The following is a 16,179-nucleotide window of genomic DNA, read 5'->3' on the forward strand; positions in this document are numbered from 1 at the left end:
GGCACTGTCTGGGTGAATGGCGATAATGGCTATATTGCCATGCAGGTCAGTGGGTTAGAAGTGCTTCCGGGGGCCGGTCTCACGGATTCAGGTAATAAGATTAGTAAATATCTCAGACAGCTCTGTTGTATCAATACTTACCAGTGTTGCTGAATCAGGGAGCTCAATATTGACAGCGGAATTCTTGAGTTCCTTGTCGAAAAGCTGAAATACATCCTTAATAAGCTCTTCAATATAATATTTTTTTGGCCTTCCACGCTTTCTACCGCCAAATGGCTCTGCCCTTAGGAACACATCCCTTAGAACCGAAGACTGTCCCACAATTTTCCTATAACTTTTCTCGAAATCCTCAAAATATAAAGAGTCAGGGTTAGCTTTTAACAAATCTTCAGCCATTTCTTTACCTAAACCAGCCTCTGTCTGAATTTTAGCAAGCGGCTGCCTACCATCATGAAGAATCTTATCGACGATCCCGCCCAAAGTGGCTAAGGCATGATACTGGGACAAAACACCTTGGAGCTTTTTAATTTGGTTTTTCCAATCAGCCTCAGCTTTATTAATCAGTTCCAGCGTTTCCTTCTTGCTAGTATTACCACGACTCACAGCATCTGTAATTCTGTTAAAATCAGGGGGATCAAAGAGACCTTTTTGCTCCTCTGGCTCCTTTTGTTCAGGTTTTTTTCGCTTTGATGTATACCTGAGATTCTCCGTCTCGTTCAATACGAACTTCATGATACTCTGAAGGTCAGCATATGCGGGGTTGTTATCAAGCCCTTCTCTGTTGCTACGGTCATGCAACTCAGGATTTTGGTCGGCAGTAATGGAGATATACCCAGTTATCTGGTTGTTCGAGAGCCTCCTGGTCGGAGCCTGAACACGTCTTATATCCAGCCTGAGCCAGTCGTTGTCAGGCTCGCCATAAGGCAGCACTCTGAATCCATCACGATAAATATTTATTCCTGCTATCGCATCCAAATCTTTCCTGATACTCCTAATACCACCGCCCACTTTCTGGTTAACATTTTCCAGCTCATCGCGATCCCAAATACGCAATTCAAACTCAAAGGGGCCACACTCTACCCCTTTTTTATTAAGCAGATCTTCCTGCAGTTCTGGCATTTGTATGGATGGATACAATACCCATTCGCCGTCAGAAAAGACTTTGTAAAAATATCCTTTGAAATCAACTGATTGATCTTCCTCCTCAACCTTCACAAAAAACGAATACATGCCATTCGCTTTTATTTCACCGTGAACAACATAATGTGGGTACTTGATTATCTCAGGCGGTGTGATTCTGGTATTGAAATCACTGCGCTCATCTGGAAGATTAAGAAAGATATTGAAATCATTTCTTGGGTAGAAAGGCGACAGAAGCCTTGAAAGACCCCGTTGTAGGTTCTCCAAGTCATGCTTTTCCCAACTGTGTTTCAAAGTGTTCATTCTTAATACTGTGCCATGACAGGGGGCTCGGTAACGCTTTTCTGAAAAATCTTTCAGCCGCCAGCCAGGAACTATTTCGGTAGCTGTTTGATCATCCGTCAGGAAAAGTATTTCGTCGAGAAATATTTCATCATCGTCAAACTGCGTCCAGTCGAAAACTGCATATGATTCAGTATCAATCTGATTACTGGTTCGGGTAAACAGTTCCAGCTCTTCTGCGATCCTCGCCACGGCAAATCGGCCAATCCCTTTTTCCCCAAGCACGCGCCTGCGTCCGCTTTTGCTTTGCTTGTTATCCTTCTTGGTTGATGTAGCAATGATCATCCAGGAATTTCGGATAGTGTCCATGTCCATTCCATGCCCATCATCCATCACCTCAATAGCCCCGCCTCCCTTCTTCAAGTCACCAGTGAAAGAGATTAGAACGTTTTCAGCATCAGCGTCGTACGCATTCTTGACCAGCTCTATCAGCGCAACCGTTTCACTGCTAATCAGTTCTTCGCCCAGAGTCTTGAGTATTCTGGCTTTTGGCCGGAGAGAAAATGACTCATCAGTATCAGATGTGTTTTTTTGTGTTTTTCTTAGTGGCTCATTCATCGCTCTTCACCTGATCGAAGGTCTTTTAGTACCTGACGGATATGTTTGAAAACCCACTTCATACCACCAATTTAGTCCTAAAAATAAGCTAGTGTCAGCAGAGTTAACGGATAAACTCTTATTATTACGCTCAATATCACTAAGTTTAAACAGATTAAGCGTTTGATTCCTCGCCCCAGGAAGCTCAAATACGTGCTACTGGAGACCCTAAGGATTCTTCCTAGCTAAAAAGCACGCACATAATTGATTATTTTGAAGGCGCTGCCTAAAATTTTGGCTCTGACATCTGATTTTTGCATTCTAATGGGCTACAAGCTATAGAATACAACCTATACACCATCGCGATAATTAACGTCTTAATTACTGCACCGAATGCATTTTATATCTAATAAAAACCCGCCGAAAAGCGGGTTTTACGTAAAGAATCAGCGATTAAAACTCACTCCCACTCAATAGTAGCAGGCGGCTTACTGCTCACATCGTAGGTCACCCGCGAAACCCCTTCCAACTCATTGATAATCCGGTTGGAAACCTTCTCCAGCAGTTCGTAGGGCAGGTGCGCCCAGCGGGCGGTCATGAAGTCGATGGTTTCTACCGCGCGTAGCGCGATGACCCATTCGTAGCGGCGGCCGTCGCCTACTACGCCTACCGATTTCACCGGCAGGAACACAGCGAACGCTTGGCTGGTTTTTTCGTACCAGCCAGAGGCGCGTAGCTCTTCGATGAAGATGGCGTCGGCATCGCGGAGGATGTCGGCGTACTCTTTCTTCACTTCACCCAGAATACGCACGCCCAGGCCGGGGCCAGGGAACGGGTGGCGGTAGACCATATCGTAGGGCAGGCCGAGTTCCAGGCCGAGTTTGCGCACTTCATCTTTGAACAGTTCGCGCAGCGGCTCGACCAGCTTGAGCTTCATGGTTTCCGGCAGGCCACCTACGTTGTGGTGGGATTTGATCACGTGCGCTTTGCCGGTTTTAGAGGCAGCGGATTCGATCACGTCCGGGTAGATGGTGCCCTGAGCCAGGAACTCGACGCCGTCGATCTTGCTGGCCTCTTCATCAAACACGTCGATAAAGGTGTTGCCGATGATTTTGCGCTTGGCTTCCGGGTCTTTTTCGCCTTTCAGCTTGCCGAGGAACAGCTCTTCGGCATCTACGCGGATCACCTTCACACCCATGTGCTTGGCGAAGGTTTCCATGACCTGGTCGCCTTCCGCTTTACGTAGCAGGCCGTTGTCGACGAATACGCAGGTCAGCTGAGTGCCAATCGCTTTGTGCAACAGTGCGGCCACAACAGAAGAATCCACACCGCCGGAAAGGCCCAGCAGTACGTGGCGGTCGCCCACTTGCTCGCGCACGCGCTGTACCTGGTCTTCGATGATTTGTGCAGGCGTCCACAGCTTTTCGGCTTTACAGATATCCAGCACGAAGTGCTCAAGAATGCGCTGGCCCTGCAGGGTGTGAGTCACTTCCGGGTGGAATTGAACGCCATAGAACTGCTTCTCTTCCCAGGCCATGGCGGCAATCGGGCAGCTCGGTGTAGAGGCGGTCACGGTAAACTCGGCGGGCGCTTGGGCGACCTTGTCGCCGTGGCTCATCCATACGTCCAGCAGGGCTTTGCCGCTTTTAGCGTCTACGTGGTCTTTGATGTCTTTGAACAGCGCGTTATCTTCGTCGATCTGAATCTGCGCGTAGCCGAATTCCCGCTGGTTGGAGCCTTCTACCTTACCGCCCAGCTGCTCGGCCATGGTCTGCATGCCGTAGCAGATACCAAACACCGGCAGGCCCATTTCAAACACGCACTGGGGCGCACGCGGGGAATCCAATTCAGTGACGGATTCCGGGCCACCGGCCATGATGATGCCGTTGGGGTTGTACTCGCGGATCTCTTCTTCGGTGATATCAAACGCGCGGACTTCGGAATAAACGCCAATTTCGCGTACGCGGCGGGCGATCAGTTGGGTGTACTGCGAGCCGAAGTCGAGAATCAGAATCTTGTGGGCGTGAATGTCACTCATGGCGGGGTCTCGGTTAAGCGGTGTGGGTGCCGCTGGTAAGGCCAAAAAGCAAGCGGCGAGCTGTTGTGCCCGCCGCCGTGTTATCTAAACGCGCTGGTTAGCTCACCCGGTAGTTGGGAGCTTCTTTGGTGATCTGCACGTCGTGAACGTGGGATTCGTTAAAGCCAGCACCGGTAATCTGTACGAACTCCGGCTTGGTGCGCATTTCTTGAATATCGCGGCAGCCGGTGTAGCCCATGGAAGCGCGCAGGCCGCCCATCATCTGGTGAACGATAGCGCTCATCATGCCTTTATAGGGTACGCGGCCTTCGATACCTTCCGGCACCAGCTTCTCGGCACCGGCGTCTTTATCCTGGAAGTAGCGGTCGGCACTGCCCTGGTTTTGGGCCATGGCGCCCATGGAACCCATACCGCGGTAGGCTTTATAGGTACGGCCCTGGTACAGCTCGACTTCGCCCGGTGCTTCTTCGGTACCGGCCAGCAGGCCGCCTACCATCACGGCGCTTGCGCCAGCGGCAATCGCCTTGGCCAGGTCGCCAGAGAAGCGCACGCCGCCATCAGCAATCAAGGGAATATCAAACGCTTTGAGCGCTTCCGCCACGTTGGAAACGGCGCTGATTTGCGGTACGCCTACACCAGCCACAATACGCGTGGTGCAGATCGAGCCAGGGCCAATACCGACTTTCACCGCATCCGCACCCGCTTCAGCCAGCGCGATGGCGGCAGCGGCGGTGGCGATGTTGCCGCCAATCACTTGGATATTGGGGAAGTGCTCTTTAATCCAGCGAACGCGGTCAAGCACGCCTTGGGAGTGGCCGTGGGCAGTATCAACAATGATCACGTCAACGCCTGCTTCGGCCAGTGCCGCTACGCGGTCCGGGGTTTCCGGGCCGGTGCCGACTGCCGCGCCGACCAACAAACGGCCGTCGCTATCTTTGGCGGCCATCGGGTAGGTGCGGGCTTTTTCGATATCCTGGAAGGTGACCAGGCCGCGCAGGTGGAACTCGTCATCGACGATCAGCATTTTTTCGATGCGGTGTTCGCGCATTTTGGCTTTGCTGGTTTCAAGGTCGGTGCCTTCCCGAACGGTCACTAGCCGGTCACGGGGCGTCATGATTGCTTCAACGCTGTCGCCGTGGTTGGGCTGGAAGCGCATATCACGCTCGGTCACAATACCGACCAACGTTTCACCTTCCACCACGGGGAAGCCGGAGAAGCCGTACTCCCGCGCCATGGCGAGCAAGTCTTCCAGTTTTGCTTTGGGGCTAACGGTGACCGGGTCTTTCACGATCACGCTTTCGTGCTTTTTGACCTTGCGCACTTCAGCGGCCTGCTGGGCCATGGTCATGTTCTTGTGAATGATGCCGATGCCCCCTTCCTGAGCCATCGCAATCGCCAGGCGCGCTTCGGTAACGGTGTCCATCGCGGCGGAAACAAGCGGAATGTTGAGCGAGAGATTGCGGGTCAGGCGGGTTTTGAGGCTGACATCCTTAGGAAGAATGTCGGAGAAGCCGGGAACGAGGAGTACGTCATCGAACGTTAGTGCTTCTTGGGCCATACGTAGCATAGCGGCAACACCCTGGTTGAAGAGGAAGTGGGGCGTGAAAGGTTAATCGACTATTATAGCGTTTTGAGGGGTGCCCCAGCAATGCCACTCCCCCACTCAACGTCACTGCTCCTGCTTGGCTCGCTGCTAGCACATACGCCGTGACAGTCAGCAACCTGCGGTTAGGGTGTTAGCCTATACGTCATTTAGCTCTACAGAAGTGTCAGGTGGCGACAATGGATGAGACATTAATTTCAGACTCACAGCTAATTATGTTGGCGGGTGATGCGGTTTTTGCCCGCGGGGTTCAGTATTACCAACAGGGCATGGTGATCAACTGGGATAAAAGCGGTGCCACCATTAGCGCTGACGTCGAGGGCAGCGAGCTTTACCATGTGGCGTTAAAGTTAACAAAGCAAGGTTTGAGCGGCGGTTGTAATTGCCCCGCTTCCGAAGGCATTGATTTCTGCAAGCATTGCGTGGCCGTTGCCCTAGCGTACCGCGCAGAGCATGCCAAACAAGCACAGCTGGTAGAGGGCGACCCTTCAGATCGCATTCACGCTTACTTAGAGTCGTTAGACAAACCCTCGCTGGTCGAAACGCTGCTAACGCTTATTGAAAATGACCCTGTACTGAACCAAAAGTGGTCGTTGAAAGCGGATGCAGCATTTGGTGTGCTGGATCACAAGGCGCTGAAAAAACGTATCACTGCCGCGTTTCCCATTAATCGCGGGTTGTTCCGCTATTCGCAAGTCAGCCACTATTTCAGCAAAGCAGAAGCCGTTATTGAACAACTGGCGGAACAGGTGCCACAACTGCCTGCAGAGAAAAGCTTGGCACTGGTGGACTACGCACTCGCGCGCATGGATAAAGCGCTGGAAACCGTTGATGACTCCGGCGGCTTCCGTTTCCACTGCGAATACCTCTTACACACTTTGCATATTCAGACCGTAAAGCGGCTCGATTGGCCTGCCAACAAGCTAGCCGGATATCTGTATGAAAAATCGTTTGGCGGGGAAGAGGATCGATACCCGCCCATTCCCGATGCCTATTTGGATGTGCTGAGCCAAGCGAGCCAAGACGCCTACCATGAGCGCCTGCAACAAGCTCTGGATGATCTGCCGAACCAAGCAGCCACCATGGAATGGGAGGAGCGCTACCGCTTAATACGCCTGCGCGACCCCTTGCTTAAGCGCGCGCAAGCCGCCGGAGACCTACCCACTATATTGGCGCTGTATCAGAAAACCATCAGCGATGAGAAGGATTGTTTAGAGGCCGCTGAGCAGTGTATTGAGTATGGAGCCTGGGATCAGGTAGAAGCGTGGCTAACCTATGCCGCTAAGTGCGAGAAACAAAACGACTATCACTGGCGCCTTGAACGCAACCGGCTTGAGATACACCTTAAGCTGCATCGCGGTGAAACAGACGCAGCGGCGGAGCAACAGTGGGGGATCTACCAGCACACCCAGCAGTTGGAGGATTACCGGCAGCTCGTGGCGCTAATGGAAGCGCATGACCTAGTCGTCGATTATCGCCAACGCGCCTGTGACTGGCTATTAAAATGCATCACCCAACCGTCGAAGAAGATGCCCTTCTACCAATCACAACAGGCAAAAGACAGCTTATTGGAAATTTACTTGCACGAGGGACGTTTGGACGATGCCCAAGCATTGTGCACTGAGCACCCAGTATCAGCGCACTTGCTGTACCAATTGGCCAAAGCCTTACCATCTCCTGACGCACGCCTACCGCTGTATCTGCGGTTGGTACGGCTGTATGTGGAACAAACCAACAAGCAGGGCTATCGCCAAGGCATCGCATTGCTGAAAGAGCTGAAAAAGAGCCTGGAAACGCCAGCTCAATACACCGCTTTTGCGCACATGCTGACGCAGTTACGTAGTGAATTTAAGGCCAAGCGTAACTTCATCAAGTGGTTGAATGAAGCCTTTCCAGACACGCACAAATAAGAGACAGCCGTCAGCCAACTCAACCAGCGCGCCTAGCAGCCCCTTGAGCGCGATGTGGGCGAGGTGTGAGTGGAGGGTGATCTCTCTAATGTTTCCCGCCCGGCGTCGGAGCATGTCTATTTCACGTTGAAGAATGACCGGGCGCAGATTCGCTATGCGCTGTTTCGTCAGCGAGCCTATAAAGCTTCTTGCCAACGTTCGGGGTAGGTCATGAGCGTTTGGATTTCTTCGGGTGCAGGTACATCACAAATCACTTGATCAAACTCATCAAGATGAGCAACACGCTGGATACCGCGCTGACATAATTTCGCTGACCCCATGAGCAGCACTTTACGGCCAGCGTGGCGCATCATGGTCTGCTTTACTTGTATTTTTTCACTGTCGAAATCGAGCAGATAGCCCTCAGCATCTATGCCCGAAACAGCAATCATCGCCACATCCAGCCGATAGCTGGCCAACTCTTTGATGGTGCGCGACCCAGTCAACGCGCCATCCCGTCCCGCCACCTTTCCGCCCACCACATGAATATCGAACAACTGATGCTGGGCAGCGAGCGTCAGCGCGGCCGTTAGGTTATGAGTGACCACGTGCAGCCTTTTACGGTAGTTCAACAGCTCGCGGGCAACGTGATCGCAGGTTGTGCCCGTATCCAGAAATAGCGCTTCACCTTCCTGCAATTGCGACACCGCTAATGCCGCCATACGCCCCTTCTCTACTTGCTGCACATCCTGCTTGGTGGCGTAGCCGAGCCTCACCTGGGGTTTTTCGATCCGGGCCCCGCCTCGAAAACGCTGCAGCACATTAGCGTCACAGAGTTTACGAATGTCGCGCCGCACGGTTTGAGCGGAGCAGTTGAGTCGCTGGGCAAGAAATTCGATCGAGGCATGCCCATGCAATTCAACCAAGGCAATTAGCTCGCGATGGCGTGGGTTTAAATGCGCTAGGTCAGTCATCGGTAACAAACAATCCCCTGATAAAAAAATCCGGCCTTGCGACCGTCCGTCATCAAATTGACACAGCGGGGCGCGACCATAACGATCAAATTATTACATTTTGATCAAAACATGACTCAGACATTACAAATTTATCTTGATGAATGCCAGCGTATCATGACCCACGCAGGTGAGCCTCTGTTGCCCAAAATGCGTCCGCTTGGCGAGGCCGACTGGCCAGCCGTACTGCAATCCCCCTGCCTGCCCCGCGAAGCGCTGATTGCATTAAAGCGCAGTAACACGCCGATGCAGCGTCCCCCGGTAGGCGTTATTGGCCCTCGCGAGGCCACACAACAACAGCTTGAAATAGCCTATGCCTTAGGTGCAGGGCTGGCTGAGCTGGGCATTCCGCTGTTATGTGGCGGCCGGGGTGGCGTTATGGAAGCGGCCAGCAAAGGGGCCGCGCTCAAGGGGGGTGAGGTCATCGGCCTGCTGCCCGATACTAGCGCGGAAGCCGCCAATCCCTGGGTCACACTGCCTATTGCCAGCGGTTTAGGCGAAGCACGCAACGTGCTTATCGCCCGAGCCAGTGTGGTGCTGATCGCCGTAGGCGGCAGTTTGGGCACGCACACCGAGGTAGCCTTTGGCCGTCACTTTAATAAGCCTGTACTCACCTTCCCTGATGCCCCTAATGCCGAAGGCACTACGCCTATCTGCAGCGTGGAAGAGGCCTTAGCGCTAACGGCCGCACACCTATGGGGAGTCACACAACCATCATGAATATATCAACAAACGATCAAATTCTTACATTATGGTCATTTATCTCTATTAACAGTTAGGGGCCAGATATGCGACTGATCACTTATTGCTACTTGGTTTACCTGTTGGCCCCTATCGTCCTACTGCTCGTAGGCGCTTTCGGCGACCAGTGGAGCAATACGCTGCTACCTGAGGGGTTAACCTGGCGTTGGTTTATCAGCGTATGGGAAGAAACCACCTATCGAAACGCCATGTTGACGACGCTCAAACTGGCCTTAACCACCTGTCTGATCAATATATTATTAGTCGTACCGCTGGTATATGGCGTAACGCTTAAATTCCCTGCTGTGGCTCAGAGCATCACGCGTCTTCTGGTCATGCTGCCGATAGCCGTTCCCCAGTTGGTCATAGGCTTTGCTTTCATTCTGGCTTTTAGCACGGCCATGCTGCCCTGGCTGGGTAGCCACTGGCTGCTAGTGGCAGGGCATGTGGTGGTGACTTTTCCTTACCTCTTCTACACCGTGTATGCCGATATCGAAGCCTCTCCCCTCAAAGCCTATGAACGCATGGCTCAGTCCCTTGGGGCGGCCGAGTGGCAACGCTTTTTGCATCTCTATTTGCCGTTGGTATACCGCTCGGTATTTACCGGCAGCTTAACGGTTGCGGCGCTGTCCATTGGCGAGTTTGAGCTGAGCAACCTGATTTCAGGCTTCATGACCCAGCCCTATCCAGTGGTACTGATTCAAGCATTTTACCGCACCACGGGCTTCGCCTGCGCCGCAACGCTTTTTCTGCTCTCGCTCGCACTGCTGTTTTCACTGTTTTCCACCCTGGTGCAGTGGCGGCTGGGCCGAACCTCCCCCCAGGAGTTACCGCAATGATTGCGCTTGAAAACATCCAGTTCCACTACCCCCACAGCAGCGTGGGTGTTCACGACATCAACCTACGGGTAGAAACGGGCGAATTTCTGGTGGTAGTGGGTGCCAGCGGCTCGGGAAAAAGCACGCTTTTACAGCTTATCGCGGGCTTTCTCACTCCGCTTCAAGGGCGCGTTCTGCTTGATCACCAAGATGTTACTCAGCTCACTTGCGGCGAGCGCGCGTTGGGAATTGTGCTTCAGGACTATGTACTCTTTAACCACATGACGGTACTGGGCAACGTGGCCTACCCGCTTAAGGTCAAAGGCGTTCGCCATGAAGAGCGCCACCGGCGTGCCCGCAAGATTCTCCACGATGTGGGGCTTGAGGCACTGGAAAATGTTTACCCTCACCAGCTTTCCGGCGGCCAGCAGCAGCGAGTGGCCATTGCCCGCGCGCTGGTATTCGAACCCCGCGCCCTTCTGCTCGACGAACCGTTTTCAGCCCTCGACGCCTCCCGCCGCGAGTCGATGCGCCAGGAGCTTAAGCATTTACAGCGTCAATTCGGCGTCACCACGCTAATGATCACCCATGATCAAGAAGAGGCGCTGATGCTGGGAGATCACGTCGCCATTCTTGAGCAGGGCAAGCTCCTTCAGCACAGTTCTCCGCACCAGCTTTATACGCAACCAGTGAATGAGGCCGTTGCACGTTTCATTGGCCGTACCAACTTTATCGATGCTCAGGTGCTTGATTCGCAGCGGATTGAAACCGCCGATCTAGGCATCTTAGAAGTGGCGCCACACGCCTTTACGACGGGGCAAGCCGTACGCGCCATGATTCGCCCTGAAGCCATTGTTGCCAACCCGGCTAGCGATGTCGCTAACCAGACCTCTACCACGCTGATAGAGCGCCAGTTCCTGGGCGCCCAGCAACGTCTGCACCTTCTCTGCGGCACTACCACGTTGTCGCTTGAGTCGGCCTCACCGCCGGATCACATCACTCACGTGGCGCTTCCTCCCACACATATCCACCTGTTCAATCGCTGAGGTACTACCATGCAACGCTCTTTTGCTTACTGCCTACTCTCCGCCCTTAGCCTGCTGCCTTTGTCGGCATATGCGGCCAACACGCTTGACGCTGAGCTCTACGACGGCGAGCAAGCCCTCTACGATGCCGCCCAGGAAGAAGGGCTGGTTGTATCGTTTGATACCGGCCCCACCTGGGCCAATTGGCAAAGCCAGTTCAACCGTTTCACGGAACGCTACCCTGGTGTTCAAATTGTTTTTAACGACCTGGGCTCGGGTGCCACCGTGGTTGCTTTGGAGCAGGCCCGCAACCGCCCCCAGGCCGATACTGCCTACTACTACGCTTCTTCCGCCATTAATGCACATGAGAAAGAGCTGTTAAGCCCATTTACCCCCATCAATTTCGATAGCATTCCAGATGTCTTCAAAGCAGACGCGGGTGAGTGGTTCACGATCCACTCCTTGAACGTAGCCTTTATCGTTAATACCCAGTTAGTTGATGAAGTGCCGCAAAGCTGGGAAGACCTGCTCGATGAACAGTATCGAAACAGTATCGTCTACCTTGACCCGCGCTCGACCGGGCAGGGCCAAGTCCTCACCCTGGCGGCCAATTATGCGATGGGAGGCGATCTCGACAATCTATCGCCAGGCATCGATTATCTTGCTGAATTGAGCCGCGTCGGTAATGTTGCCCGTGTGGTCGGTACCACGCCCTACGCGCAGTTCGTGCGCGGTGAGATTCCCATCTGGATCGGCTATGAAAACGACGGCCTAAAAGCCAGCATTACCGACGGCATGGGCGACAACGCGGCCGTGGTGATCCCTGAAGAGGCTTCAGTGGCAGCGCCGTATGCTATTTCGCTGGTTAAGAACGGGCCAAACCCTAATGCCGGGCGCTTGTGGCTGAACTATGTGATGTCGAACGAAGGTCAACGTACCTTTGCGGAAGGATTTGTGCGCCCTGTCAACGGAGATATCGAGCTGCCCGACACGCTGGTAGATGCGCCGCAGATTCGACCGCTGGATGTGCAAAAAGCATCAAGCATTAGCGCTGACCTAAGCCACCAGTGGACTCAGCACGTTCTTAATCAATAAGGCTACGCCATGCCTCGTCTGCGCTTTTTTACTGTTTTGCCGCTGGTTCTACCCAGCGGCATTATCTATACGCTGTTTTTTATTGTGCCGCTGGCGCTCCTGGTCATCGCAGCACTTGAGTCGCCTATCACCACCGGTGCCCGTCTGCTCAGCGAGGGGCTGGTGTTTAAAAGCCTGATGACGAGCGTCGCCTTATCCGCCAGCACCGCGCTGTTGTCGGTCGTCGTCGGCGTTGTGATTGCCGAGTTTCTTTACCATCAGCCAGAGCGCAGGCGCTTTTTCCTGTTATGGCTGATCTCACTCCCACTAGTGTTCAGCGGTCTGATTGTGGCGTATGGCTTTATTCTGCTATTGGGTCGAGCGGGCTTTATCACGCTGTCCCTGGCATCGCTGGGAGTCGACCCCGTGTGGTTTGGCCGCTTTGTGTATACCCCTCAGGGGCTGGTATTGGTGTATGCCTACTTCTTGGTGCCCCGCGTGGTTCTAGTGATGCTGCCAGTGGTACAAGGACTCAACCGCCGCCAGTTAGTAATGGCCGAAAGCTTTGGCGCTACTCGTTGGCAGCAGATTCGTGACGTTTACCTACCGCCGTTACTGCCTGCGTTGATCTCCTCTTGGAGCCTTTGTGCTGCCGTAGCTTTTGGCGCCTATGGTACGGCCCTGGCGCTTACCGGTTCACAGATCAACCTGCTGCCGCTCCTGCTTTACAGCAATATTTCCGACGCAGGGTCTGATATGGCCTCTGTTGCCCTTCTTGCGCTGCTAATGATGTGTTGCTGCTTGTTGCTAACCCTTCCCGGCGAATGGATTCGTCGACGTTCTCAGCATCGATAGCGCTTGCGGGGCAACGAATTTGCCCCGCTCTATATTCGATAGGAGACTACTCAGGAGTGCTAGCAACCGCAGATGCTTCACTGATTGGTTGAATTCAGGTTACATTATCAGGAGACAAAATCCTTTTGGCCTCATCCAAAGATAGCGTTTCTCCACCAAAATGAATGACGGCATGGCAGTTCGGACAAACCGGCACCAGATCTTTTTCAAAATTTACTTTATATTTTTTGCCGATTTTGGAAATAGGAACGATGTGATGAACATGAATAAAACCTGAGTACGCATCTCCATACCTCTCACCATAGTCAAAGCCACAAAAAAAGCAGCTAGCACCATGCTCAGCGATACATGCATCTCTTGCACCTCGGCTTCTTTCATACCTATTGACAAATACTTTTAAACTTGCACCCTCAGGAAAATCTTTTTCATTTTCTGTTTCTGTGGGGCTAATAACGATATTTTGATAATCTGATGGTAAATAACCATGTCCATTGCTTCGTTCCCGAATAACCTCAATAGAATCATTCAAATCTGTTAAGAAAACTTTAAACTCAGCCAGAGCTTCTGGAAAACTACTTAAATTAAATCTTGTTTCATTAATATCGTCCCAGGAACGGCCTACAGCATCTGCAAGCCTCTCCCTATCTTTCTTCGAATCTAACCTTACCCTCACACAAGATGGTTTATCTTTTCTTGGTTTTGTGATTGAAAACAATGGCCGCCCTTTAGGCTTCCCTTTCGGTTTTTTCCCCGCACTAATCGCGGCCCCACCACCTAAAATAGACTTATAGATATCGATCTTGGGGTAGGTTTCACGAAGAGCTCTCACCACCACCTCAAGCCCGGCTCTTTCTTTCGGGGAAAGACGGAAATATAACTCTTTAACTATTTCATCGTCCCAAATTCTCATTATCACGCTCCCAACAAAAAAGAATAAAAGTAGAAGCGCAACCACGCTTCATACAGTGTGCTTGGTATCCGAGGCTACACGCCAGTAAGCCATCGACTGTGCGGAGACAATACCCTGAGTACTGCCAATCTCGATCACTGCCTGCTGGAAAGCCGCTGCCAGTTTTGGTTGGTGACAAAGTGCCAGAGAACGAATCATCCGCGAAATACGCAGGTGATTATGCCCACCTGCCTTGAGCCAAATATGATCGCGGATATTGAGGCTCGGTTGGGCTGTAATGTTGAGCCCATCCCGCACTAAACCCAAAAAACTTAACAACACATCCAGCGACACGCGCTGCTGCTCGCGTAACGCACTATCGTCGTGAAATACTTCACGCTCGACATCAGTCAGTCGCGGAGCAAAACCGTTAAAACGGCCAGCCTCGGGAATGGGAAAAAGCCATTGAATATAATCATGGGTGTGCTCCAGCCAGAAGTGCGACAAGGCCCAAACGGCATCGATATAGCGCCCTTTATGATCCGGTGCCTCGCCACGGTAAAAAGCGATCAGCGGTGTAAGCTGGTGGCTCATAGCATTTCCTCGTGATTCCCTCGGTAATACAATGATACTTTGAAGTAACGACACCACTTTACTCGACTAGCCGTAAAGATTCCCGGATTCCCTAAAGCAAGGGACAGCAATGAACGCACCAACGCCCACTACACTCTCCGTCAGCCAACTCAACCAGCGCGCCAAGCAAACCCTCGAGCGCGATGTGGGCGAGGTGTGGGTGGAGGGCGAGCTCTCTAATGTCTCCCGCCCGGCGTCGGGGCATGTCTATTTCACGCTGAAGGATGACCGGGCGCAAATCCGCTGTGCGCTGTTTCGTCAGCGGGCGCGGTTTGTCTCGGCGCCGATGCGCGATGGCGATCAGGTGAAGCTGCGCGGGCGGGTGTCGCTGTTTGAGCCCCGGGGTGACTACCAATTGATTGCCGAGGCCGTACAGGCCGCTGGATTGGGCGAGCTACTGGCGGCCTTTGAGCGCTTGAAAGCGCAATTAGAAGGCGAAGGCGTGTTTGCCAATGCCCGGCCGCTGCCCTTTCCGCCCCGTAAGCTGCTGATTTTAAGCTCTGCCACGGGGGCAGCGATACGCGATGTATTGGCCGTATTGGAAGCGCGCTGGCCGCTGGCCGATGTGACGCTGATTCCGGTGCCAGTGCAGGGGGCAGAAGCCGCCCCCGCAATGATTTCAGCTCTAGGGCTATTGAACCGCCAAACACAACTCGACCCAGAGCGCGATGTCATTCTGATTACCCGCGGCGGCGGTAGCCTGGAAGATTTATGGGCGTTTAATAATGAGCACCTCGCACGGGCGATCTTTCACTCCCGGCTGCCGGTAATGTCGGCGGTAGGTCACGAGGTGGACGTCACCCTAGCGGATTTTGCCGCGGATATGCGCGCGCCCACCCCCTCGGCGGCCGCCGAGCGCTTGGTGCCGGATCAAAATACCCTCAAGCGCCAGCTGGAGCATCAACACAGCCGTTTGCAGCGGGCGATGCAGGCCCGCCTGGAGCGCGACAGCCAGCGGCTGGATACGCTGCGCGCCAAGCTGCGCCATCCCGGCGAACAGCTTAACCGCCAGCGTCAGCATTTAACCGCCCTTAATCAGCGCTTGAATCGCGCCATGCAGCAAACGCTTAGCCAACAAAAAGCCCAGGTGACACAGCTGGGCAGGCGTTTACTCAGCCAGGATATGGCGCGCTTACATCGTGCGGAAAGCGAGCGGGTGAATCAGCTACAGCGCCGCTTGGGCAAGGCGATACAGCGCCAGCTTGAAAGCCGCCAATCGCGATTAACCAGTGCTGCGCGGGAGTTGAATGCGGTCAGCCCGTTGGCAGTCTTGGGGCGTGGCTATGCGATTGTTCAGGATGAACAGGGCCAAGTGATTCGCCGCGCGGAAGATACCCAGCCCGGCCAGAAGCTTAAATTGAAGCTTGGTGAAGGCAGGCTAAGCGTGGAAGTTAAGCGGCGTCTAAAGTCCGGGGGTTAAAGACTGGGGTTAAAGTCCTAAGTTAAATGGCCGATAGCTTATAACAATCCTGAATCCGTGAGACCGGCCCCGGAAGCACTTCTAACCCACTGACCTGCATGGCAATATAGCCATTACCGCCATTCACCCAGACAGTGCCATGCCCAACATAAAGTTCCGCGC

Annotated in this window: 13 protein-coding genes and 1 pseudogene; 8 read left to right on the forward strand and 6 right to left on the reverse strand. The window is 53.3% G+C overall.

Annotated elements, in window-relative coordinates; genetic code table 11:
• Positions 1-87: 87 nt before the first annotated feature.
• The 3 genes from ACQKE4_RS19185 to guaB all read right to left on the reverse strand — a co-directional run bounded on the left by ACQKE4_RS19185 (position 88) and on the right by guaB (position 5,624).
• Positions 88-2,040: an ATP-binding protein gene (locus tag ACQKE4_RS19185; protein ID WP_427389862.1), complete on the reverse strand. Its 1,953-nt coding sequence runs from the start codon at positions 2,038-2,040 to the stop codon at positions 88-90.
• Positions 2,041-2,479: 439 nt separating this feature from the next.
• Entirely contained in the window at positions 2,480-4,057 is a 1,578-nt protein-coding gene (gene guaA / locus ACQKE4_RS19190) for a glutamine-hydrolyzing GMP synthase (RefSeq protein WP_427389863.1), read from the reverse strand.
• Between the two features lie 97 nt (positions 4,058-4,154).
• A complete protein-coding gene (gene guaB / locus ACQKE4_RS19195) occupies positions 4,155-5,624 on the reverse strand; it encodes an IMP dehydrogenase (protein ID WP_427389864.1) in 1,470 nt (489 codons plus the stop codon).
• 215 nt (positions 5,625-5,839) lie between these two features.
• Between guaB and ACQKE4_RS19200 the strand changes: the two genes are divergently transcribed.
• Together ACQKE4_RS19200 and ACQKE4_RS19205 are read left to right on the forward strand one after the other, a co-directional pair.
• Positions 5,840-7,570 (forward strand): SWIM zinc finger family protein, encoded by a 1,731-nt coding sequence (locus tag ACQKE4_RS19200; protein WP_427389865.1) that lies wholly within the window; start codon positions 5,840-5,842, stop codon positions 7,568-7,570.
• A 6-nt stretch (positions 7,571-7,576) separates the two neighbouring features.
• Positions 7,577-7,747, forward strand: a pseudogene (locus ACQKE4_RS19205) (exodeoxyribonuclease VII large subunit); the annotation flags it as partial.
• Here ACQKE4_RS19205 and ACQKE4_RS19210 read toward each other — a convergent pair.
• Entirely contained in the window at positions 7,747-8,523 is a 777-nt protein-coding gene (locus tag ACQKE4_RS19210; protein WP_427389874.1) for a DeoR/GlpR family DNA-binding transcription regulator, read from the reverse strand. The pseudogene ACQKE4_RS19205 and the gene ACQKE4_RS19210 overlap by 1 nt on opposite strands.
• A 111-nt stretch (positions 8,524-8,634) precedes the next feature.
• Here ACQKE4_RS19210 and ACQKE4_RS19215 point away from each other — a divergent pair, with 111 nt between their 5' ends.
• The 5 genes from ACQKE4_RS19215 to ACQKE4_RS19235 all read left to right on the forward strand — a co-directional run bounded on the left by ACQKE4_RS19215 (position 8,635) and on the right by ACQKE4_RS19235 (position 13,075).
• A complete protein-coding gene (locus tag ACQKE4_RS19215) occupies positions 8,635-9,282 on the forward strand; it encodes a TIGR00725 family protein (protein ID WP_427389866.1) in 648 nt (215 codons plus the stop codon).
• A 68-nt stretch (positions 9,283-9,350) separates the two neighbouring features.
• A complete protein-coding gene (locus ACQKE4_RS19220) occupies positions 9,351-10,142 on the forward strand; it encodes an ABC transporter permease (RefSeq protein ID WP_427389867.1) in 792 nt (263 codons plus the stop codon).
• Positions 10,139-11,167 carry an ABC transporter ATP-binding protein gene (locus ACQKE4_RS19225; RefSeq protein WP_427389868.1) on the forward strand — a complete coding sequence of 343 codons (1,029 nt, stop codon included), beginning with the start codon at positions 10,139-10,141 and terminating at the stop codon, positions 11,165-11,167. The genes ACQKE4_RS19220 and ACQKE4_RS19225 overlap by 4 nt, the downstream gene beginning before the upstream one ends.
• 9 nt (positions 11,168-11,176) lie before the next feature.
• On the forward strand, positions 11,177-12,241 hold the full coding sequence (locus ACQKE4_RS19230; RefSeq protein ID WP_427389869.1) for an extracellular solute-binding protein: 1,065 nt from the start codon (positions 11,177-11,179) through the stop codon (positions 12,239-12,241).
• 9 nt (positions 12,242-12,250) lie between these two features.
• Positions 12,251-13,075 (forward strand): ABC transporter permease, encoded by an 825-nt coding sequence (locus ACQKE4_RS19235; protein WP_427389870.1) that lies wholly within the window; start codon positions 12,251-12,253, stop codon positions 13,073-13,075.
• Positions 13,076-13,169: 94 nt separating this feature from the next.
• Here ACQKE4_RS19235 and ACQKE4_RS19240 read toward each other — a convergent pair whose 3' ends face one another.
• Together ACQKE4_RS19240 and ACQKE4_RS19245 are read right to left on the reverse strand one after the other, a co-directional pair.
• Entirely contained in the window at positions 13,170-13,985 is an 816-nt protein-coding gene (locus ACQKE4_RS19240) for an HNH endonuclease (protein ID WP_427389871.1), read from the reverse strand.
• Between the two features lie 48 nt (positions 13,986-14,033).
• A complete protein-coding gene (locus ACQKE4_RS19245) occupies positions 14,034-14,558 on the reverse strand; it encodes an opioid growth factor receptor-related protein (protein ID WP_427389872.1) in 525 nt (174 codons plus the stop codon).
• 109 nt (positions 14,559-14,667) lie between these two features.
• Between ACQKE4_RS19245 and xseA the strand changes: the two genes are divergently transcribed.
• A complete protein-coding gene (gene xseA, locus ACQKE4_RS19250; RefSeq protein WP_427389873.1) occupies positions 14,668-16,017 on the forward strand; it encodes an exodeoxyribonuclease VII large subunit in 1,350 nt (449 codons plus the stop codon).
• The last annotated feature ends 162 nt before the right edge of the window (positions 16,018-16,179 follow it).

Origin of the sequence: Halomonas sp. NPDC076908, assembly GCF_050269715.1 — a bacterium.
Lineage (GTDB): Bacteria > Pseudomonadota > Gammaproteobacteria > Pseudomonadales > Halomonadaceae > Vreelandella.